The 20,371-nt window shown below is 64.5% G+C and carries 15 protein-coding genes and 1 pseudogene; 5 read left to right on the forward strand and 11 right to left on the reverse strand.

The features are described 5' to 3' along the window. The 4 genes and pseudogenes from AC1DJT_RS19120 to AC1DJT_RS19135 form a co-directional block, all read right to left on the reverse strand. Positions 1–648, reverse strand: a 648-nt coding sequence (locus AC1DJT_RS19120) for an aldehyde dehydrogenase family protein (protein WP_476834658.1), incomplete at its 3' end; no start/stop codon positions are given. Positions 649–682: 34 nt separating this feature from the next. Further along, positions 683–1,963, reverse strand: a pseudogene (aptA, locus tag AC1DJT_RS19125) (omega-aminotransferase AptA). A gap of 201 nt (positions 1,964–2,164) precedes the next feature. Next, positions 2,165–3,064, reverse strand: coding sequence for a GntR family transcriptional regulator (locus tag AC1DJT_RS19130; RefSeq protein WP_476834659.1), 900 nt, complete (start codon positions 3,062–3,064; stop codon positions 2,165–2,167). A gap of 221 nt (positions 3,065–3,285) precedes the next feature. Continuing rightward, on the reverse strand, positions 3,286–4,221 hold the full coding sequence (locus tag AC1DJT_RS19135; RefSeq protein WP_476834660.1) for an alpha/beta fold hydrolase: 936 nt from the start codon (positions 4,219–4,221) through the stop codon (positions 3,286–3,288). 599 nt (positions 4,222–4,820) lie between these two features. On the opposite strand from AC1DJT_RS19135, the gene AC1DJT_RS19140 reads away from it, so the two are divergent. The 4 genes from AC1DJT_RS19140 (at position 4,821) to AC1DJT_RS19155 (ending at position 9,490) form a co-directional block, all read left to right on the forward strand. Then, positions 4,821–6,014, forward strand: coding sequence for a serine hydrolase domain-containing protein (locus AC1DJT_RS19140; protein ID WP_476768478.1), 1,194 nt, complete (start codon positions 4,821–4,823; stop codon positions 6,012–6,014). Positions 6,015–6,392: 378 nt separating this feature from the next. Then, complete coding sequence (locus AC1DJT_RS19145; RefSeq protein ID WP_476834661.1) at positions 6,393–7,469, forward strand: hypothetical protein; 1,077 nt, start codon at positions 6,393–6,395, stop codon at positions 7,467–7,469. 101 nt (positions 7,470–7,570) lie between these two features. Continuing rightward, positions 7,571–9,106 carry a serine hydrolase gene (locus AC1DJT_RS19150; RefSeq protein ID WP_476834662.1) on the forward strand — a complete coding sequence of 512 codons (1,536 nt, stop codon included), beginning with the start codon at positions 7,571–7,573 and terminating at the stop codon, positions 9,104–9,106. A 36-nt stretch (positions 9,107–9,142) separates the two neighbouring features. Then, the gene (locus AC1DJT_RS19155) at positions 9,143–9,490 is read left to right on the forward strand and encodes a hypothetical protein (protein ID WP_441504471.1); all 348 of its coding nucleotides are present in this window, start codon (positions 9,143–9,145) and stop codon (positions 9,488–9,490) included. Positions 9,491–9,827: 337 nt separating this feature from the next. Here the strand turns inward: AC1DJT_RS19155 and AC1DJT_RS19160 are convergent, their stop codons facing one another. The 5 genes from AC1DJT_RS19160 to AC1DJT_RS19180 form a co-directional block, all read right to left on the reverse strand. Further along, positions 9,828–12,704: a hypothetical protein gene (locus AC1DJT_RS19160; RefSeq protein ID WP_476834663.1), complete on the reverse strand. Its 2,877-nt coding sequence runs from the start codon at positions 12,702–12,704 to the stop codon at positions 9,828–9,830. A gap of 229 nt (positions 12,705–12,933) precedes the next feature. After that, a complete protein-coding gene (locus tag AC1DJT_RS19165) occupies positions 12,934–14,562 on the reverse strand; it encodes a GMC oxidoreductase (protein WP_476834664.1) in 1,629 nt (542 codons plus the stop codon). Beyond that, complete coding sequence (locus AC1DJT_RS19170; protein ID WP_441504468.1) at positions 14,549–14,827, reverse strand: hypothetical protein; 279 nt, start codon at positions 14,825–14,827, stop codon at positions 14,549–14,551. The genes AC1DJT_RS19165 and AC1DJT_RS19170 overlap by 14 nt, the downstream gene beginning before the upstream one ends. A gap of 86 nt (positions 14,828–14,913) precedes the next feature. After that, positions 14,914–16,287 (reverse strand): sugar porter family MFS transporter, encoded by a 1,374-nt coding sequence (locus AC1DJT_RS19175; RefSeq protein WP_476834665.1) that lies wholly within the window; start codon positions 16,285–16,287, stop codon positions 14,914–14,916. 34 nt (positions 16,288–16,321) lie between these two features. After that, positions 16,322–17,659: a DegT/DnrJ/EryC1/StrS family aminotransferase gene (locus AC1DJT_RS19180; protein ID WP_476834666.1), complete on the reverse strand. Its 1,338-nt coding sequence runs from the start codon at positions 17,657–17,659 to the stop codon at positions 16,322–16,324. Positions 17,660–17,852: 193 nt separating this feature from the next. Here AC1DJT_RS19180 and AC1DJT_RS19185 point away from each other — a divergent pair, with 193 nt between their 5' ends. Next, complete coding sequence (locus tag AC1DJT_RS19185; RefSeq protein ID WP_476770754.1) at positions 17,853–19,154, forward strand: sugar porter family MFS transporter; 1,302 nt, start codon at positions 17,853–17,855, stop codon at positions 19,152–19,154. Positions 19,155–19,309: 155 nt separating this feature from the next. Here AC1DJT_RS19185 and AC1DJT_RS19190 read toward each other — a convergent pair whose 3' ends face one another. Together AC1DJT_RS19190 and AC1DJT_RS19195 are read right to left on the reverse strand one after the other, a co-directional pair. Then, entirely contained in the window at positions 19,310–19,747 is a 438-nt protein-coding gene (locus AC1DJT_RS19190; protein WP_476834667.1) for a universal stress protein, read from the reverse strand. 96 nt (positions 19,748–19,843) lie between these two features. Beyond that, positions 19,844–20,371: UPF0182 family protein (locus AC1DJT_RS19195; protein WP_476834668.1), on the reverse strand; the 528-nt coding region annotated here is incomplete at its 5' end.

The following is a 20,371-nucleotide window of genomic DNA, read 5'->3' on the forward strand; positions in this document are numbered from 1 at the left end:
GACGAGATGCCGCGAGACCGTTGGCGGATCTCCCAGGACGAGGTTGATCGCGCCCGCCGGCACGCCCGCCTCGACGCAGGCCTCGACCAGGGCAAGGCAGGTCGCCGGGGTTTCTTCCGACGGCTTGATGATGATCGAACAGCCGGCACCCAGCGCACCGGCGATCTTGCGCGCCGGCGTCAGCGCCGGAAAATTCCAGGGCGCGAAGGCGGCAACGGGGCCGATCGGCTCCCGCACCACGATCATCCGGGCGCCGGCCGTGCGGCTTGGAACGACCCGACCATAGGCGCGTCGCCCTTCCTCCGCATACCAGTCGAAGACCTCGGCAGATGCGGCCACCTCGCCGCGCGCCTCGGCGAGAGGCTTGCCCTGCTCACGCGTCATCACCTCGCCAATGGCGTCCTGACGCGCCCGCAGCAATTCGCCGACGCGACGCAGGATACGGCAGCGTTCGAAGACCGAGACCGCGCGCCAGGCAGAAAAGCCCGCCTCGGCAGCCTTCAGCGCGTCGTCGAGATCGGCTGCCGATGCCAGGCGCGCCGTGGCCAGGATGTCGCCGGACGCAGGATCATGGATCTCGATCTGGGCGCCGGAGCCCGCGCGAGCCGCGCCGCCGATATGCAGGGTAATCTCGGGATAGGCGCTCACGTCGCGCAACCTCTTCAAACGGGGATGGGCCGGATCAGGCGATGGTTGCGAGCGCCTTGCGGATGCTGGCGAAGAGGCGGTCGATCTCGTCGGGTTCGATCGTCAGCGGCGGCGACAGCACCAGCAGGTCGGCGCCGGCGCGGACGAGGACACCGTCCTGGAAACAAGCCTCGGCGCATTCCGAACTGCGCTGCCCCGCTCCGCCAGGCCGCGGTTCAAACTCGATCGCGGCCACGAGACCGATAGTGCGGATATCGATGACGTGCGGCGCGCCCTTCAGGGCATGCGCCGCATCCTCCCAGTGGCGCGCGATCCGCCGCGCGCGTTCGAACAGCCCTTCCTCTTCATAGACCTGCAGGGTGGCCAGGCCCGCGGCGCAGGCGAGCGGGTGCCCCGAATATGTATAGCCGTGGAAGAGCTCGATGCTGCCTTCCGGCCCGGTCATGAAGGCCTCGTAAATATGCGGCCCGACAATGGTCGCCCCCATCGGCACGGCGCCATTGGTCAGCCCCTTGGCGCAGGTGATCATGTCGGGAATGACGCCGAAGGCTTCGGCGGCGCAGGAGGCGCCGAGCCGCCCGAAGCCCGAGATCACTTCGTCGAAGATCAGCAGGATGCCGTGCTTGTCGCAGATCTCGCGCAGGCGCCTGAGATAGCCCTAGGGCGGCGGCAGCACGCCGGTCGAGCCCGCAACCGGTTCGACGATGACAGCCGCGATCGTTGACGCATCATGGATCTGCACGAGCCGCTCGAGATCCTCGGCGAGATCAGCGCCGTGATCGGGCTCGCCTCGCGAGAAGGCATTCCTGGCCAGGTCCAGCGTGTGCGGGAGATGGGCGACACCCGGCAGGAGGGGCCCGAAATCGCGGCGATGCCGGCTGATGCCGGCGACCGAGAGCCCGCCGAAGCCCATGCCGTGATAGCCGCGCGCCCGGCCGATCAGGCGGGTACGCCCTGCCTCGCCGCGCTGGCGGTGATAGGCCAGCGCGATCTTGAGCGCGGTGTCGACCGCTTCCGAGCCCGAATTGGAGAAGAAGACATGGTCGAGCCCCTTCGGCATCATGTTGGCGATGCGACTCGCCAGCGTGAAGGCGTCGGGATGCCCCATCTGGAAACAGGAGACGTAGTCGAGCCTGTCGACCTGGGCCTTGATCGCCTCCTTGATCCGCGGATGGCCATGTCCGGCATTCACGCACCAGAGTCCCGCCATGCCGTCGAGGATCCGGCGCCCGTCAGCCGTCAGGTAATAATTGCCCTCGGCTCCGACGAAGAGGCGCGGATCACTCTTGAAACGCCGATTGGCCGTGAACGGCATCCAATGGGCATCGAGGTCATTCGGGCGGGTGGCGGCAGAAGCGAGCAAGATTGAACCTCGGGAACGCTGGATGTTGTTTTGATCTTTTTGCAAAAATAATACAATGTCAAGCAAGCATGATGGCCGCGCTCGGGCCAACCGAATCTCACGAATGCAAAGGCGTGACGCCTTCGGCTCAGCCGCGGGGAAGGAAAGACCGGCTCAGCGCGGCGCGCGCGTCAGATGCTGGCGCATCAGGGTCGCCGCCCAGTTCGTGTCGCCCTGCTCGAGCGCATCCAAGATCGCCAGGTGTTCCCGGCAGGATCGCAGCAACGCCTCCCGATCGAGGCCGCCGTAATCGGCGTACTCGGTCAGGCGCCGCAGGGAGTTCTGCGCCTCCATCGCCTGGACGACGAAGCGATTGCCGGAGCAGGCGGCGAGCATGCCGTGAAAGCCGGCATTGACCTCGAAGAAGCGCTCTGCGGACGGCGTATGGTCGAGATCGGCGATGAAAGCATCATGCGCTGCCCGGCTTCGGGCAAAGGCCGGCTTGTTGACCCGAAAGCTCGGCTCGCACAGCCCCATGCATTCGATCATCATGCGGAAGCGATAGCTTTCCTCCCGCGCCTCAGGCGAAGCGAGCGACGGTACGAAGCTCCAGCCGTGACCGCGGCGCCGCTTGATCAGCCCATCCTCCGCAAGCCGCAGCAGAACCTTGCCGAGCGCGCTCCGGCCGATCTGATAGGTCTGCAGGAGGTCGGTTTCGATGAGGTTCTCGGGCAGGCGGCCAGCCTCGCGATCCCGCAGGATGGCATGAATGATGTCCTCGTCGCGCGCGCTCGGCAGGGAGCGCTCTGCGGCCTCGAGATCCTTGCCGTCCCGCRCAAGAAAAAAGCCCTGGTTCGCGCGCGCTTCGACTGCGCCCTGCTCCGCCAGCAGGCCGAGCGCGGCCCGCACCGGAGTACGTGAAACCTCGAAAGCTCGGGCAATCTCGGCCTCCCGCAGGTGGAAGCCGGCCGACCACTGCTTCTCGGCGGCGCAGGCCAGAATTCGCTTCGCGAGAGCGGTATGGAGATTGCTGGGCTTCCGCGATGTCTGGCGGGGAAGCGAACGCTCATTCATCAAGACGACTCCGTGCGCCGCAGCCCTAGCCGAATTGCATTATTTTTTCAACGAGAACCGAACCCTATCACGACCTCTCGTGCTGCTATCCAGATTGAGCTTCCCCTCTGTCGACCTTACCGGCCGATCCTTGGCACACTCTCGTCGGGTTCGCKACGTGCAGTCTCTCGCGTGTAGGCCTTCAGCGAAGTTCCCATGAAACGCGGCGGCGCATGCTGGCGTTACGGCGCCCGGCTGGCCTTGCCGTCACGCGCGGCGTCGACAACGTCGCGGATGGCGTCGATCACGAGCTGCGGCCGTTCCTTGTGGATCTCGTGGCCGCTGTCGGTGTTCGTGACATGCCTGGCGCCCGGCACGAGTGCAGCGAGCTTTGCCTGCGCCTCCCTCTGCGCCCTGTCGGTGACGTAGCCGAAATCGGAAGGAATGTCGGCAGGCAGCCGGCCATCGGCGATAAGCCCCGGGACGAGCGGTCCCCAGGGGTGATCCGCGCTCAGCACGGTCAAAGGCATCGGTCGGAGCGGCTCGGCAGCGAGCAGTCGATCGAAGCTGAGATTCGCATCGACTCGCTCGATCGCCGGATAGACTTTGAGGGCTTCAGTCAGGTCGCCATCGAGCAGCACGCGTTGGATCGCCCATTCACGAGGGGCCTGCGCTGCCCGAAGCCCCTCTGACAAGGCATCGACGAGCACCATCCCATTCACCTCGTCGGGATAGGTCATCGCATAGAGCCGGCTAACGAGGCCGCCATAGGAATGCCCGACGACCACGAAAGGCGTCGCGATGCCGGCAGCGGTCACCAGCGCATGCAGATCGGCGACTGCTGCCCGCGCGGTGACCGGCTGCGAGACCGGGTCGGTGCGGCTCGGCGCTTCGCCGACCGGAGTTCCCGGCCGGTCGTAGGCGCAGACCCGCGTGAACCCCGCCACTGCGGAAAAGACGTTCACCTTGCCTGGCTCGGACTGGGTCCAATCAGCGGCGGAGGCTCTCGCGCCTGCCACGATGACGACGGCAGGAGCCCCCATGCCACGACATCCGAGGTACATCTTGCGGCTGCCGTCGACGTTGACCACGCCTGAGACATCGCCGCTCTCCGCAAGCGCTGAGCCTGATKAGGCAACAAGGCCGATCATCAGGAGGAGGACGCACTGAGGTGACATTGAACGGGCTCTCCGGCGCGGCATTCGGCATCCCTGACTGGATCAGCGAGCCCACACGGCAAACGCTCGGCCACGGAGGTTAGGCAGCGACGGCTTGCGACGCAAACGAGGGCCTTCCGAAGCAGAACTTCGGCTTCGCCTCACTGGCTGCATTCCAGGCAGCCTCGCCGAACGTGTCGAGATCGACCTTGGAGAGCCCTTACTCCAGCATGCACGCAGGCCGGCCGATTTGGCCGGTGCACCGAGGACGTTTCAAGAGGCAGATCAGGTCGGCTTCGTGCATTCAGAGCCCATCCCAACTCTCGGCACCTCCACCCGATCAGTCCGGTTCCGATCGCTGCAGGGGTAAGGCCGCTCGGGCGCAGGAACAGGCGGCGATCCCGGACGCGCGGTCATCAAGTTGGGATGTACGGTCATGGTGCCTGGCAACGATATCCCMTTAGTTTCAATCGAAGTTTCCCCTTGTCCCACGCCCGTAGCGACTGCGGCATGCCCCAAAGCTCGCCATCGTCAGCTCCGCGATATCCGTTCGGCGATGATCCTGGCGACGTCCTTCTCGCGACCATTGCCTTCGCAACCCTCAGCTTTTGGGGCGCCAAATGTTCTTTGCGGCTAGGCTCGCTGTCATATTCATGGGCTGCGTCGGCGCATCATGGCCAATCGCGCAGGCGCAGGAACTCGACCTAAGGAGCCTGGAAGAGATCCGCTCAATCGCTTCTGCGCAGTTCGAAAAGCACCACCTGAATTCGCTTCTCTTGCAGGTGCGCATCGACGGCAAGGACGTGACGAGCCTCGCGCTTGGCGAAGCGATGACCGGCGTGCCGGCGAAGATAGATGGGCGTTTCCGCAACGGGGCCGTGGCCCTCACATATATTGCAGCGCTTGCCTTGAGACTCGCGGAGGAAGGCATCGTCGATCTCGACATGCCCATCTCGCGCTGGCTCCCTGATCTGCCCGCCTCAGGCAAGGCGACCATCCGTATGCTGGCGAACATGACGGCCGGGTATCCCGATCATGTCGCCAATGACGAAAAATTCGTGAAGCCATTCATCGAGGATCCCTTCAGGACGTGGAAGCCGCAGGATCTCATCGCGGTAAGCCTGTCCCAGGCGAGGCGCTTTGCCCCCGGAGAAAACTGGGACTATTCCCATAGCGGGTACGTCATTCTCGGGCAGGTTCTCGAGGCGGCCACGGGCAAGCCGATGCATCGCCTGATGGACGAGTACATCCTGACACCACTCAAACTTGGCGGCACCTTCGGATTCGACAACGCGACGATCCCAGAACCCGCCATCCACGCCTTCACGGCAGAGCGCGGCGTGTGGGAGGACGCGACCTACTGGAATCCGTCATGGACGTTGCCTGCCGGTGCGATCCAGGTCACGACGATTGACGACATGGCCCGCAGCTTCGACACGATCGTCGGAAGCGCTGGCTTTCTCTCCGCGCAATCGCTGAAGCAGATGATAGAGCCACGCCTGATCGGCTTCGGTGTGCCGCTCGAAGGCTGCCCAACCTGCCATAGTCTGACAAAGCGCTTCAACTATGGGCTCGGCGCCATGCTGCGCGGCGACTGGGTGTTTCAAACCCCTCTTTTCGGTGGCTACGCCTCTGCCGTCGGAACCTTACCGCAGGAGCGCTCGAGAATCGGGCGTATAACCATTGCCGTGGCGGTCACCTTCACCCGCGCCTCTGTCGAGGATTGGAGTGGACGCGCTCCCAATCTTGCCGATGCGACGGTCGCTCTCATCGCCGCCAAACTGGCTCCCGAACACCCTGTTCCATTTCTCTAGGTTCCGACTGCGCTGAAAGCGTGGGCCGAAGCCACAAGGGGAGTGGATTTCCTGAAGACCGCATCSCCGTTGCCGGCGGGATGACCGTCATCCTCCAAGCCAGATTGGCTCGCCCCCGACCGATCAGTCCGCTCCGATCGTTGTAGACGGCAAGTTCGGGCGGAGCGAGGGCTGTCGGCGGCCTTGGACGGACGGTCATCAAGTTGAGATGCACGGTCATGGTGCTCGCCCGCGATTTCAACTTAGCTTCAATCATAGATCCACCGTTTCCAAGGACCGCGGCGGCCGGCCTCCTGACGGGCAGCGCACAGGCGTCGCCTTCTTGGAGCTTGGTCGCCAGTTTCGGCCTGTCGTCCAGAGCAACCGTTGGGGAGCGCGGTGAAGCAATTCAGACTGGATGGCAGCGCGACACGGCCGGCGGACATGGATAGCCAGCCACCGGTTGTCTCAGCCTCGCGTCACCTCGCCCTGAAGCTGAGGCTGACGTCACTGGCGCTTGGCTGCTCGACCCACAAGGAACTTTGCGCGCGCTTTGCGGCCAGCAATCGGACGACGCTGTTCGTGCCCCAGAACGCCTATAAATGGCTCAGCGGCAAGGCCGTGCCCCGCGCATCCAGCGTTTATGAGGATTGGGCGCGGGTGCTCGGCGGCATGCTGACCGCTCCGTTCCTCGCCTCGTCCTCCTTCGATGAGTTTCACGACGCGATCAGCACCCAGTTCGCCGTGCCGGAAACCGCGCTCTCGGCGCTGCGGAGCGAGGCAGGCCTACGGTCGGGCTCGCCCCCCGCCCTGACCGTAGTCGAATCGTCGGTAGCCGGGCGAAGTGGGCTGCGCCCCGGCGAGCATTGGCTGGAKGGCGTCTATCTCGCGATCTCACCGGCCTGGTCTCGCGTCGAGGCGGGCCGGCTGATCATCGGGACAGTGGCAATCCACKCCGATGCCATGCAGCGCCTGCAGATCAGCTACAGCGAGAACCTGTTCAACCGTCAGGTCCGCATGAGCGGGCAATTGCTGAGCGATGGCCGTACCGCACAGAGTGCCCTCGCCTGCTCCTACACGCAGCGGCTGTTCCTTCTGGCGCTGAACCTGCCCACCCTGCCGGCCAATCTCATCGGCGGCATTCTCAGCGGCGCGGCAGTGCATGATCCCGACGCTCGGGCCGCCGCCTGCCGCATCCTGCTTCTGAGGGCGCATGGCGGCCAGGCCCAGGATCTGGTCGCGCGCACGGGCTATCTCGATGCGGACGGGGCACTGGTCGAGAGTGAATTGGCCGCGCTCGGCTATCGCGGCGATGCCGCAACGGTCGCACTAGGTTCCGGCATCGTTGATTTCCTGAATGCGCCTTCGTCCTCCGGCCTTTGTGAAGCGAAACTTAAAGATTTGACATCACTTGAGCGGATCATCGATCGAATACCATCTTCTGAATTCTTACAAAAATCAGCATCATGGCATTAGATTCAAACCACCAAATCCCTGCTTCCCAGCCTCCATGGCATTTATGCCAAATATTGGCACCAAATGACGTGTCAATGCACTTTGTCCGAAAGTGGATAACCATGAAACACTGCGGTAGTCTTGTCGCTGCGGCGCTCTTCACGCTCGCTGCCGTTCATCCTTCCAAGGCGGAAATCACAGGCGAAAGCCTTCAGGCGCTCCTGCCCGGCCTCGAGAAACAGGCTGCTGCCGGGATGAAGGAGTTCTCGGTTCCTGGCATGGCCATCGGCATCGTCTTCGACGACCGGCTCATCTACAGCAAGGGCTTCGGCGTCAAGACGATCGACAAGGCCGACCGCGTCACGCCCGACACCATTTTCCAGATCGGCTCGACGACCAAGGCGTTCCTCGCGACGTCGCTCGCCCAGGCGGTGGATGCCGGCCGGCTGAAATGGGCCGATCCCGTCATCGATCATATACCCACCTTCCAGTTGGCCGATCCATGGATCTCGCGCGATTTCCGCATCCTCGACCTCGCCGCGCAGCGCTCCGGCCTCACCCCTTACGTCAATGACGACCTGACCCTTCTCGGCTTTGACAAGCAGACGCTGATCCAGTCTCTGCGCGTCGCGCCGCAGACGGGCATCTTCCGCTCGCAGTTCGGCTATCTCAACATCCCGCACATGGTCGCCGGCGAGGTGCTGGCGAAGGTGAACGGCTCGCCAAGCTGGTACGAGTCGGTGAAGCGGACGCTGCTTGATCCCCTTGGCATGTCATCGACGACGGCCACCCTGGAAGCCATCACGCAAACCGCCGACCATGCCACCGGCCACAGATTTGCCGAGCGCCCGGTCGCAATCCCGTTCCACGCTGCCTTCCCCTATGCGTACGGCCCCGCTGGCGCCTTCAACTCCAATGTCAAGGATATGGCCCAATGGCTGCGCCTGCAGCTCGGGCGCGGGCATTTCGGAGAGAAGGCCCTGGTCTCCGAGGAGAACCTCGATGTCACCTGGACACCGCGCGTCGCGATGAGCGAGCGCGTCAGCTATGCYGTCGGCTGGGTCGTCAACGCCACGCCAAACGGGCGCGTGATCTGGCATAATGGCGGAACCCCGGGCTTCGGCGCCCATGCCGGCTTCCTGCCAGATGGCAGGACCGGCATCGTGATCCTGACCAATCTCGGCAATGCGGCCATGGCGGATGCGCTCGCGCAATGGTTTTACGACCGGGTTCTCGGCAATCCCGAGGTCGACAACATCGCACTCGCCGCCGCCGCCATGCGGACAAACCGTGAGCTGCAGCGCAAACAGGCGGCCGCCTTCATCCCAGGGCCGCTTGCTCCCTCTGCCGGCGTACTTGTCGGGAGCTATGTCTCTCCGGTTCTCGGCACGGCGACGGTCGCCGCCGTCGACGGAAAACTGCAGATGACTCTCGAAAAGACCGACGCGGTCGCTCTGCTCGTATCCAGCAAGGATGATCCGAACCTGTTTTCGGCGCGCCTCATGGCGACAGCTGGCTATGAGCCGATCGTGGCCATCGCCGGCGATGTTCCCTTCACCCAGATCCGGTTCGAGCGCGACGGTTCCGGCAGCATCGCCGAACTCCGCTGGCTGTCTCCGGAACTGCCGCATGTCTTCACACGCCAGCCTGGCCAATAGGCCTGAACCCTTCCGCGCCATTCCAAGGACGAGCCCATGAGCACCCTCTCCCACAAGCTGGCCCGGACTTCGTTGGTCCTTGCCCTGAGCATGGCTGCCGCTGCGGCTTACGCGGCCCCGGTCACTGCTCCCTCTCAGGCCATGAGCGAGCAGCGGCATATCTTGCCAGCCGGCGACATGTTTCGCGGGATCATCGATTTCCTGGGCGATCAGGACAATTACGTTCACGACAATCACTACGACTGGCAGCGTTACCGGGACACGACGTCCCGGAAGGAGCGCATCCGCGATTACTATCAAATGCAGCAGGAAGCGCAGAAGGACTACTGGCGTCACCAGAAGGAGGCGCAAAAGCAGATGATCAAGCAGCAGCGTGGCTGGTAAGACCTGACGACCGCTCCATCATCCGGGGAGCGGCATTGAGCTTACGCCGCCTCGCGTTGGACCGATCCAGCGTGAGGCGGCGACTATGCCCAACCAGGGCCGTGGTTCCAGGGCAGGCCGAACGGCCAATCCCATCGACAGCCGAACCCGCCGCGCCGGAAGCCTTGGTCTTGAAGTGCGAAGACGCGCGGCTTCGTGCCGCGTGCCCCACAGAACCCGACGTCCGGGTTTGCGGAGAGCAAGGTCAGCGATGCCATTCTCGCCCTGACCGATAGTGGGGTAACCAACTCCGCGGCGAGAGACCCCGCTGGCGCACGCCGCAGCCGATCCGCTTCATTCAATCTTGCCGCTGAGCACCGCCCGCAATGGTAACGGCCCCTGTCGTCACCGTGCGCAGCTTCCAGCCCTCGGATCGGGACCCCGCGAGGTTGAGACGCCCGGCCATGAAATGCAGCCGCTTGGTATCCTCGCTCTTCGAGGTGCAGAAACKGTCCTGAAGGTAGAACGGCGGCATCGCCTGGTAGAAGAGCGTCGCCTCGATGGCAGCTGGCTTACCGTCGATCTCCGACAGGGCGATGCGATAGAGCGTCGCGTCGCCGCCACCCTCCCGATAGTCGGGATCGTCACCGACCTGCACAGGTCCGGCCTCGTCAGCCAGTTCCGAGCCGGCGCCGAGGGAGGCCGCGAGCTTCACCCGGTCATCGCGCCCGAGATAGCCCCTCGGCAGCAGGCGATTGTCCTTCACATTCGAGCAGATCGACAGGAAGCTCGTGGTCAACTGCCCCGCGGGCTGGGAGCCGATGCCACACTGGGCCGGCCCGGACAGCGGGGGGCTCGAAACCAGCTCCTGATAGATCTGGACCTGATCCTGCCGGGTGATCACCTCCCGATGCGGCTGATGCGCGAGCGGATCGAGTCTGGCCGAGCAATCCGCATTCCACCAGACTTCGCCGGCGACGGGCGCGCCCATCCCGTCGGTGATGACGCCGAGTGCGTCAGTGCGCCCCGAAGCCCAGATCGCCTTGCCGCCGGCGTCGAGCACCTTGAACGCGATGAATGCGCGCCGGAAGCCGACGCCGCTCGGGAATTTGTGCCCAGTTTTGTTGGTGACACGTACCGACGCCTCCAGCGCCGATTCAGTCATCCTGACGCTTTCGACGGCGATCGCGGCGGTGCGTTCCGCAGCCTGGTGGTCGATCGCCTTCTCGGTGAAGAGCAGCGGATCGACCCCTTTCTTCGTCAACATCGGATCTTGCGTCCGGATTCCCATCAGCTCCGGGAACTGCTGCGCCATCTTGATCAGGAACGAGTTCAAACCGACCAGCACATGGCTGGCGAAGCCGGAGCGCACGGGCAGGTCGATCTCCTCGGGCGGCAAGGTGTGCTCCGCCTGAGGGAAGTTTGAATATTCCTGGATGCTGGCAATCTTGCTGCGATACGGGTGTCCGTCCGCATCGCGGCTGGGCATGTGACAGCCCTGGCAGGTTTCGGGGCTCTTGCCGGCGCCGAATGGCAGCGCTCCGTCGGGCGACTGGCCGGTACGGAAATCGCTGAACGCCCATTCCGCATAGGTCGTCTGCTCGTAGGTGTGTCCGATGACCTTGCCCTTGTCGAGCACCGGCAGGTGAACCGTGTGGCAGCTGCCACAAACCTCCGAGCTCTTGATGGCGGGGTTTTGCAGCGGCGTCATGCCGAGTGCATTCTCCATCGGCTTCGCCTTGGGGCCCTCGAATGGCCCCTTCATCTCGGTCATAGCGCCCATCAGGAAGCTGCCGGTGAAGGTCCTGGCGAAGCCGGTATTCTCCGGGTTGAGCCGTTCCTGGCGCTCCTCGACGCAACTGTTCTGCGGCTGCGCCTTGACCCGGCTCCGTTCGGCCTCGCTCAGCGCCATGGCGTGACAAGTTGTGCAGGATACGCCGTCGCGGGCGAGCGCACCGTGCCGGGCCTCCAGGCCGGAATGGCCGGCGGGCCAGGGCACGGCAGCGACGGCGGCACGCGGGAACGGCGAGCAGCCCTTGCCCCTTGCTCTCTCGTCGATCTTGAACTGCCGCTGCCCCATCACGCCGTGGCAGCCGAGGCAGGTGTCCTGCACGAGCTCGGCGGCTTCGGGATGGAAGGTCTCCGTCTCGCTTGCGAGCTGGGCGAAGAAGACCGGGTCGCGTCCGGCCAGGCCCATGGGCGACGAACTCCAGGTGCCATAGGGCGAAAGATTGAGGAAGCGGCCGTCCGGCCCCGGCAGCGTCATGTCGAAATGCAACCCGGTCGACCCGGCATCGTGGCAGCCGAGGCACTGGTCCGAGGTCAGGAACTGCTGCTGGGCCTCGCGCCGGTTCGCACTGGCCCAGACCACGTCATAGGTCTGGGATGGCATCCGCATCACCTTGTCTGCGGTCGGATGCGGAAACGGGATGCCGTAGAAAGTGGTGAACTCGGGCGCAGGGCTTTCGCGGGCCGGAGCGCCGAGCAGCGTGATGTCGTCGGATTCCTGCACGATGCGCAGGTGGTTGAGCATCGCGGACAGGTCGTCATGAGCTTGGGCGGAACGGTCGGTGAAGGCGTTCTGGCTCAGGAAGACCAGTGGGCGCCCGGGCTCTCCCTTGATGTTCTTCAGGTCCGCGAAGGTCGAATTGGCCTTGGCGCTGGCATGGCAGTTCACGCAGTACTGACCGAAACCCATGTTCGGGTAGCCGTTGCCGGGCCCCGCCGGCCAATCGGGCTTCCAGTCGCTCCATCCGAACCAGCCCCAGAACCAGCCGTCATGCGAGGCCTTCGCGTCGCGCACCATCACGGCCGCACCGCTCGTCGGCAGCAGCCGCAGCGGATCGACATCGCGGCACAATGCGGCAGGCGCCGGGAACATCTCCTTGATCATCATCGCCMCGTCAGGCACGGGGGGCTCCGCTGTCCCCTCATGGGCCTGCGTCCGGTTGGCCTTCAGCCAGCCGAACATTTCCGGCGAGTACCAGATGACCACCGGTGCATGGGTGCCATGGTAATTGCCGCTGGTCTTGTCGTTGCGCAGCGTCGCGGTGAACGGCCCGGTATCGCGAACCATCTTGTCGACGCGCCAGCCCGCGGCAAGGTTGCGGTGGCAGAAGGCGCCGAGATAGCGGCCGAGCTTTTCCTGGTAGACATCGAGAGGAAAGGCGCCGGGCCTTCGGATATCCCGGTCGAGCGCGGCGCAAAGGGCAGCGTCGGCCGGCACGAGCGGCATCGGGCGTTCAGCGGGACACTGGGACGCGAACGCAAGTCCTGGCACCAGGGCCAGCAAGACAAATAGCGMGATCGTGCGGAGCATGAATCAACCCGGGCGACATTCCGTTTGAGGCTGCGCACAAGATGAGCAGAGCGCAAGCGCATCCCTCCTACTCACCGCGCAGCCTCATTCTGATCGGAGGAGCAGCAGCTCCTGTCCCCGATTTCTCTCGCCACGACCTCGGGCGTCACGCCGTGACCTGCTGCTGCTTCGCGACCTTGACCAGATGGCCAGCCAGTCTGTCGGCCAGCGCCATGATCGTCAGCGTCAAGTGTTTGTCGGGGAGCTCAGGAATGACCCCGCCATCGCAGATATAGAGGTTGTCGATGTCATGGCTCTTCAGGTCGGCATCGACAACGCCGCGTCGCGGATCCTGCGCAATGGCCGTGGTGCCGGCATAATGGATGCCGGTGCCGCTGTTGTCGCGGCTGGCGTAGATCATCGTGGCGGAGGCCCGCCGCAGCACGCGCCTGCCCCAGACCGTCATCGCGTCCATCATCTGATGGCTCGCTGCAGGAATGGTGAAATCGACCTCGACCTGCGGGACGCCATAGGCATCGACGCTCCGGCCCGGACGCACCCGGTTTCCAGGCGTCGCCTCGCCCTGGCAGAACAGGCCCAGCGTGACGTAGCTGTGGAACATCATCCGCGCGAGCCGTTCCTTCAGGAAGGGCGGAAAGCCGCGCATCGCGGTCAGATAATGCGGCACGTCAGGCGCGCTGTGGATGGCATGGCCGATGAAGGGGAAGGGCGCGCCACTCGCAAGCTTGCCTTGCGACAGCAGGATCAGCAGATCGCCATAGCCGAGGTCGTAATCGCGGCGCTTGCCCCAGAGCTTCAGCAGGGAGGTGGAAAGCACGACCTTGGGATTGTCCTGCAGCCCTGCCCCGACGCGCCCATGCCGGTTGCCGAGGCCGGCGGGATCGGCGTCATCGGCCGAATTGAACAGGATGCGCGGCGTCTCGAGCGCTCCCGCGGCCAGCACGACGACGCCGGCACGCAGAAGCCGCCGCTCGCCGGTCGCCAGGTCGAGATACTCGACCCCATCGATCCGCCGGCTGCTGCCATCGCGGAGCAGGCGAACCACCTTTGCCTGGGTCCGCAGCTCGTAGTTCGGCAGGTCAACGATCTGCGGCAGCAGCCGCGTCGAGAATTTATAGACCGCGCCGACCGGGCAGCCCGAGGTACACATCCCCGTCGAGATGCAGGATGTCGGGGTTCCAGCCCGGGTGTTGATCGCCTTGCGGTTCGGGATGGCATGGGAATGCGCGTCGTTCAGCGACTTGACCGCGTTGACGACCAGCCGGTCGGCCGGGCGCAACGGCTTCGGTGGCAGATAGTCGCCGTCCGGCAGGTCCGGCAGGCCCTCCTTCGTGCCGCAGACGGCGATCAGGCGCTCGACGGMGCCGTAATGCGGGGCCAGATCGGCATAGGAGAACGGCCAGGATTTGAAGTCATCCGCCGAAAACCGGACGCTGACGCCGTTCCAGAGATTCTGCAGTCCGTTGACGGCGAGGACCTGGAAATGCCGGAACCCCTCCTTCGGCCGTGCCGTCGAGCCAACAGTACCATCGGCAAAGAGCGGGTGGACGAAGAGGCTGTCATGCGGATCGCTGGGCCAGGTCGTACTCGGATCGATGCCGAAATCCCTGGTCACGCCGGGCGGCAGTGTCGTCTTGAAATGATCCTCCGGCAGCATTGCGCCATGCTCGAGCGAGATGGTGCGCAAGCCGGATTTGGCGAGCTTGTGGGCGAGAATGCCGCCGCCGGCCCCGGTGCCGACGACCACGACATCGCAGAATTCAGCCTCGGTCACGCAGGCCTCCCACGGGCCATTCCCCGACTGAGCGCAAGAAATCCGGCGAGGCGAAGCGGATATATTCGAGGAAGCCGAAGAGCGCGGTCCGGTCAGGACCGAGATCGGCGCGGCGCAACCGCCCTGTATGCGCGAAATCGGCGCGCTGCTCGACCGCTACGAGCGCCGCCCCGATCTGCCGGTTGGCTCGTGCAATCCGCGTGATGTCGGTCAGAAGCGGAAGCAGGACCGCGCGATACGGACTGAGCCCGATCAGTGCGGCCATCAACCGCTCCRCATCTTGGGAGGCAGCCCCTCCGGCTGCATCGACGTGCTCCTGCGGCTGTCTGTCGAGAACCGGCGGCATGAGGCTCATGCCGTCACGACCCGAACCGGGGCCGCATCAAGCGTCCGGAACGGCCGCCCCGATTCCAGATGCCGTTCGATCTCTTCGAGCGAGACACCATTGGTCTCCGGGACCAGCAGATAGGTGAAGACCAGCCCGGCCGCGCAGACCAGCGCATAGACCGCGAAAACCCCGCCAAGACCGAAGCTGCTGACGAGCATGGGGAAGGAGAACACGACCAGGAAGTTGAAGGCCCAGTTGGCGAGCGAAGCCACACTCATGCCGAGACTTCGGACCTTGAGCGGGAAGATCTCGGACATCATCACCCAGGGCAAGGGACCGATGCTGGCTGCGAAGGCCGCGACATAGAGCACGAGGCCAATCGTCGCGAGGATATCCAGCGCCTCCGCGTCGGTCGCCGCTGCGATGGCGATCATGCCGAGGCTGAGGGCCGTTCCGGCAAAGCCGATGAAAAGCAGCCGACGCCGTCCGATCCGGTCGATCAGATACATTCCGACGAAGGTCATCGCGACATTGACGATGCCGATCCCGACCGTCGCCAAGATCTGGGTCGAGGTCGAGTTGAAACCCGATTCCTTGAAGACCGTCGGCGCATAATAGATCACGGCATTGATGCCGCTGAGCTGCTGCAGGAAGAACAACCCCATGCCGACCACCAGCGCTGGGCGAACCGACGGGCTGAGCAAGTCCGCCCAGGTGCCGGGCCTCGTCCGCTGCTGCACCGCCTGCCGGATGCTCGCCAGTTCGGCATCGACCGCGGGATCCTGAGGCGCAAGGTCGCGAATCCGCGCGATCGCCAGACGCGCCTCTTCGGTGCGGCCCTTAAGGGCGAGCCAGCGCGGCGTGTCGCCCATGCGATACATGCCGATCAGCAGAGCGAGCGCCGGCAGGACCCCCATCAGGAACATCAGCCGCCAGGACTCCGCGAACGCGAAGTCGACGACATAGGCCCCGAGAATGCCGAGCGTGATCGCCAGCTGATAGATCGAGACGAGCATGCCGCGCTTTTCGGCGGGCGCACTCTCGGAAATGTAGAGCGGCGCCACCATCGCTGCGATGCCGACGGCCAGCCCGAGCAGCAGACGCGACGCCGTCAGCATCCAGACCGCGCCAGCCGCGGCTGAGAACAGCGCCCCCGCAGCAAACAGCACCGCGGCGACCAGCAGCAGGGCACGACGGCCATAGGTTTCGGTGGTGCGCCCGGCCAGCAGCGCCCCGCCCAGCGCGCCGAGCGGGACGGCAGCGGTCATCAGCCCCTCGTCGAACGGGCTGATCGCGAATTCGCCGCGCAGAAGATGCAGCGCGCCGGCGATGACACCCTCGTCGAAGCCGAACAGGAATCCGGCAATGCCTGCGATGGCGGCTATGAAATAGATCATCATCTCGGCCTTGGTTGATCTGGAATGGCGCGCATCAGGGCAGCAGGCCGTTCGCCACCTTGCGGAATGCAGTGACGATGTCGCTTTCGTCGGCTTCGGTCAGCGTCGAGCCGATGGCGAGCAAGGCGCCGCGCGCATGGAAATCGTCGCATCGMGGCAACGCCCCAACGCGGTAATCATAGGCTTCGGCGAAGGCATTGGCGGGGTGTGTCCAGGGGAAGCCGTCCCGGCTGTTGGACCGACGCTGGACCAGACTTGGAATGTTGAAATACCAATGCATGCCCCATTCCTGCATGGTGATGCRGGCGAGGCTGCCGGGCGGCCCGGCGATTCCCTCGGCGCGCAGCGCATCGACGAAGCGTCGCGCCAGGTCGGCATCGGGCAGCAGCATCAGCAGGAACGGACCGGTATCTCCGGCCGGGTCCGGGATATGGCGGAAGCTGATGCCGCGCAGATCCGCAAGCTGCTGGCGAATGCGCCATTTCGAGCCCCGCATCGCGCCGGTGATGCGCGACAATTTGCGCATCTGCGCCAGCGCCATCGCGCCCGCGAGCTCCGACATGCGCGCGCCCATGCCCCAGAGCTGGCAGGCCTCGTCGGAGGCGTCGAGCCGGCCCTTCTCGTTTCGGGGATAGCCGAGGTCGTGCAGTGCCGCGATACGCCGGAACAGCGCATCATCTTCGGCGACGATCATCCCGCCATCGCCAGAGGTCATGTTCTTGTTCAGTTGGAAGCTGAAGATGCCGATATCGCCGAAGCGCCCGACCGCCAGCCCGCCGACATGCGCGCCGGCCGCCTGGGCGCAATCCTCGACCAGCCCCAGGCCATGGGCGCGACAGATCTCCGCGATCTCGGTGATGCGGCCTGGCGCTCCGCTCATATGCACGCACAGCACCGCGCGGCTCTGGGGCCCGATCTTGCGCCGGAGATCTTCGGGATCGATGCAGAAGGTCTCGTCGATATCGACCAGGCGGGGAATGGCGCCGACCCGCACCACGGCCGAGAGGCAGCTCACCCAGAGATAGCCGGGCACGAAGACCTCGTCGCCCGGGCCGACCCCAAGCGCCGACAGCGCAATCGTCAGAGCCGCCGTCCCCGACGACACCCCGAGCGCGTGGCGATGTCCGAAGGCTTCACACCATTCGCGCTCCAGGGTCTCGACCATATGCTGCGGATCGGGGCCGTAGAAGCGGAATGGGCTGCGCGCGCGCACGACGCGATCGACCAGTTCGCGCTCTTCTTCGCCGATCCAGTGGACCCCAGGCAGTTCCCAGGGCAGCGGCTCGCGCCGGACCGGAACACCACCGTCGATGGCGAGCCGATTGGCCCGCTCCTGACCAATCCGCGATCCTGTCTCGGCCAGATCGGTCATGAATATCTCCTGTAGGCAGCTCGTCGGCCTGGGGGCGGCCAGACCATCAAATCCGGGAAGATGTTGATCTCGCCAATGCACCGCTTGTAGCATGAAACAGAAGAACAAATCCGGCATTTAATTCTGGAAATAATTCGAAATGATTAGAAATATTTGGATTTACAGATTACGAGATCCAATATTATTGATCTTGATGCTCATATTCGCCAGCGGAACTGCTTTCGGCTTCGGTATAGCATCTGTCTCCGGCGTTCTGGATCTTATAAAGGCAGAGTTTGGACTTTCGGAACGGGGGGAACAGCTCGTCGTCGGGATCCTGGTACTCGGCTGCTTCGTCGGCGCCGCCATGGCCGGCCCCATCTCGGCCCGATGGGGCAGAAGACGGACGATCATGCTGGCGGCCGCGCTCGGCGGGCTCGGCTATACGCTGATCCTGGCCAGGTTCGGACTTGGCGGATTGCTGGCAGGACGCAGCCTTGCCGGGCTGTGCATCGGCCTGCTTTCAATGGTGGTACCGATGTACGCGGCCGAGACGACGCCGGCGCGCCGGCGCGGCGCGGTGGTCTCGATGTTCCAGCTCGCAATCACCCTTGGCATTCTCGGTGCCTATGGCGTCACGCTCGCCTACGCAGCACGCGTGCCCTGGCCGATCCTGCTCGGCGCCGGCATCCTCCCCATTGGCCTTTGCCTGCTGGCAATCCTGCTGCTGCCCGAAAGCCCGCGCTGGCTGGCGGCGCGGGGTGACCACGCAGCGGTTCTGAAGGCGGCGCAAACGCTCGGCCTCGCCGATGAATGGCGGGAGGCCCGGCCCGTCCTCTCCCATGCCGGCGCCAGCCGCGGCGCTCTGCTCCGGCGCGGCAGCACTGTAGCTGTGCTTCTGCTGTGCAGCGCCCTCTTCGTGCTGCAGAACCTGAGCGGCATCGACGGCATCCTCTACTACGCCCCCCGCATCTTCCAGGAGCTCGGCTTCTCCGCCGGAACCGCCGCACTGGCCGCTACCTTCGGCCTAGGCCTTGTCAATGTCCTCGCCACGATCGCGGCCATCGCCATGGTTGATCGCCTGGGCCGCAGGCCGCTGCTGATCTTCGGCTCGGGAGCGATGGCGATCGGGCTCGCCGCGGTCATCGTCGCCTCCCAGCTCGGCTGGCCCTGGGTCGGCCTGGCGGGCCTCGCAGTCTTCATCGCGGCCTTCGCGCTGAGTCTCGGCCCGCTGCCCTATGTGCTGATGTCGGAGCTTTTTCCGACCGCGATCCGCGAATCCGGCATCGCCATGGCCTCGGCGACGAGCTGGCTCTTCAACGCCTTGATCGCCTTCACCTTCCTGTCGCTTGTGGCAGCGATCGGCCTCTCCGGCGCGATCGCGCTGTTCCTCGTGGTCTGCCTGCTCTCGCTCAGTTTCTGCCTGGCCTTCACCCCGGAGACGCGCGGTATCCGGCTCGAAGAGATCGAGGCGGCCGTGCTGGCTGGACGCCCCTTGCGGCGTATCGGCGGCTGAGGACGCGGCGAACCGATCCGGCACGCCCTGACGCATCGATAAGTCGGGGCGCGATGACGGTGCTCGCCAAGACAAGCGGTTGAGAGGAGACCCGACGCGGCTCCTGGCCGTCTCACCGATTTTCTGGTCGCGGCTCTCGGYGGCGATCCGAGCGCTCAGCGATAAACAAGAACGGGAATCTTGGAATGAGTCAGAACCTTTACGGTCTCGCTGCCGAGCACAATCGCAGCGATGCCGCGGCGGCCGTGCGATGCCATGGCGATCAGGTCACAGCCTCGCGCAACAGCGGTGTCGATAATGGCTTGATAGGGGTGCTCGTTCTCGACCTGAATGGCGTCGCAACGTATGTCCGCGGCCGCAGCCTTCTCTTGGGCGGCGGTGAGATACTGCCTCGCTCGCGCTTCGGTGAGCTCTTGGTAGTCCTCCAGCGTCGCGACCGCCCTGCCGGGTTCAGAGGCGAAGATGTGAAAGGGCTCCGTTACAGCGAGCAATGTCAGTCGGGCCCTGACGGACTTGGCAAGCTGCGTGGCCTGCTCGACGGCTGCGGCGGACAAGGGTGAACCGTCAGTCGGAACCAGAATGTGTTGATACATGGCGTCCTCCCCGCAGCAGCCAGGTGCGCGACCTCCGCGTTCGCAATGTCCAATGCTCCGGGCCGAAGGCCACGCAAAAACAGCGAATTCGAAGCATTAGTGGCCGGTGGAATCCCGGTTCATTTCCTCCAAAATCCCGCGCATTGCATCGAACTGGGTACCGAAACCTTTCCAATCTCCGGACTTCAGTCGCTCCATTGCTTGATTGTAGCGATCAAGCGCCTCCCGTGCTTGACTTGGCGCTGGCCTTGTCCCGGGCATCCCCTCTGTCGCGCGTGAAGCTGCCGGCGCAGCACCGGGCTCTATGAATAGCGCCGACAAGGCCTCGGCGAGTGTTTCCTTCATCACCACGTGTTCACCGTAGGCTGCGATCACACGTTTCAGCTCCGGCAGATGTCCGTGCTCCGCTCGCAAATAGAGTGGCGATACATAAAGGATCGAGTTCTCGATCGGGATTACGAGCAAGTTCGCACCGCGGATCACCCGCGAACCCATCTGGTTCCACAACGTGATTTGTTGGGAGATCTCGGTACTTTGATTGATCCGCGCTTCGATCTGGAACGGCCCGTAGACAAGCTTCTCCTTGGGAAATTCGTAAACGATCAGCTTGCCATAGCCCGGACC

The organism is Allobosea sp. 05T422_2 (assembly GCF_056396265.1).

Coding starts and splice junctions, on each gene's coding strand:
- AC1DJT_RS19140 (WP_476768478.1), top strand. CDS start 4,821: ATGTTCTTTGCGGCTAGGCTCGCTGTCATATTCATGGGCTGCGTCGGC.
- AC1DJT_RS19170 (WP_441504468.1), bottom strand. CDS start 14,827: ATGGCCGCACTGATCGGGCTCAGTCCGTATCGCGCGGTCCTGCTTCCG.
- AC1DJT_RS19185 (WP_476770754.1), top strand. CDS start 17,853: ATGCTCATATTCGCCAGCGGAACTGCTTTCGGCTTCGGTATAGCATCT.
- AC1DJT_RS19155 (WP_441504471.1), top strand. CDS start 9,143: ATGAGCACCCTCTCCCACAAGCTGGCCCGGACTTCGTTGGTCCTTGCC.
- AC1DJT_RS19175 (WP_476834665.1), bottom strand. CDS start 16,287: ATGATCTATTTCATAGCCGCCATCGCAGGCATTGCCGGATTCCTGTTC.
- AC1DJT_RS19190 (WP_476834667.1), bottom strand. CDS start 19,747: ATGTATCAACACATTCTGGTTCCGACTGACGGTTCACCCTTGTCCGCC.